Here is a 1,087-nt window from a genome sequence, read left to right as displayed (position 1 = left end):
AACAGAATGACCCACCACCGCCCACGGACGCACACCCCACGACTCCAACAACCCGAACAACGCCACCTGCAACGCAAACAAAGCCGGCTGCGCATACCCCGTATCATCCACATCAAGATCCGCAACATCCAGCAGATCCCACACCTGCCGATGCAACCGCGCAAACAACGGGAAAGCCGCAGCCAACTGCTCACCCATCCCAACCCGCTGCGACCCCTGACCCGAGAAGACAAACACCACCCGCGGATCCGACACCGCGGTGCCGGTGACGGTCTCCTCCCCCAACAGCACAGCCCGGTACTCGAACACCGACCGGGTCACCGCCAGCGTCGACGCCACAGCAGACAGGTCAGTCTCAGGTGCGGCGGTCAGATAAGCACGCAGCCGGTCTTCAAGGCCGACCAGCGCCGGCAAGCTCTTGGCCGAGATCGCCAACGGCACCACACCAGCCGTGACAGCCGGCACCGGAGTGTCCACGGGTGGGACAGGCTGGGCGGGCGCGCTCTCCAAAATGACATGCGCATTAGTGCCACTGATACCGAACGCCGAGACCCCTGCCCGGCGCGGTCGGCCGAGCACGGGCCAGGGCTGGTTCTCCGTCACCAGCTGCACAGCGCCGGCCGTCCAGTCGATATGCCGGGAGGGCTCGTCGATGTGCAGGGTGGCCGGGACAGTGTCATGCCGCAGTGCCATGACCATCTTGATGACACCGGAAACACCCGCGGCAGCCTGCGTGTGCCCGAGGTTCGACTTCAGCGAGCCGAGCAGCACGGGCCGGTCACGGTCCTGGCCGTAGGTGGCGATCACCGCCTGGGCCTCGATCGGGTCGCCCAGTGTCGTACCCGTACCGTGGGCCTCGACCACATCCACCTCGGCCGTGGTCAGCCCGGCGCTGGCCAGAGCCTGCCGGATCACCCGCTGCTGGGAGGGGCCATTCGGAGCGGTCAGACCATTGGACGCACCGTCCTGATTGACCGCCGATCCCCGTACCACAGCCAGGACGTTGTGGCCCTTAGCCTGGGCGTCGGACAGCCGCTCGACCAGCAGCACACCGACACCCTCGGAGAAACCGGTACCGTCCGCCGCG

Annotated in this window: 1 protein-coding gene; it reads right to left on the bottom strand. The window is 66.7% G+C overall.

Going from position 1 to position 1,087, the window contains the following annotated elements:
• The coding region (locus tag JK364_RS54345) for an acyltransferase domain-containing protein (RefSeq protein ID WP_201858866.1) at nucleotides 1-1,087 on the bottom strand (1,087 nt) is incomplete at both ends.

The organism is Streptomyces endocoffeicus (assembly GCF_016741935.1).
GTDB classification, from domain to species: Bacteria; Actinomycetota; Actinomycetes; order Streptomycetales; family Streptomycetaceae; genus Streptomyces; species Streptomyces endocoffeicus.
Note: the sequence above shows the minus strand (reverse complement) of the source record. Positions and strands in the feature narration are given on the sequence as shown.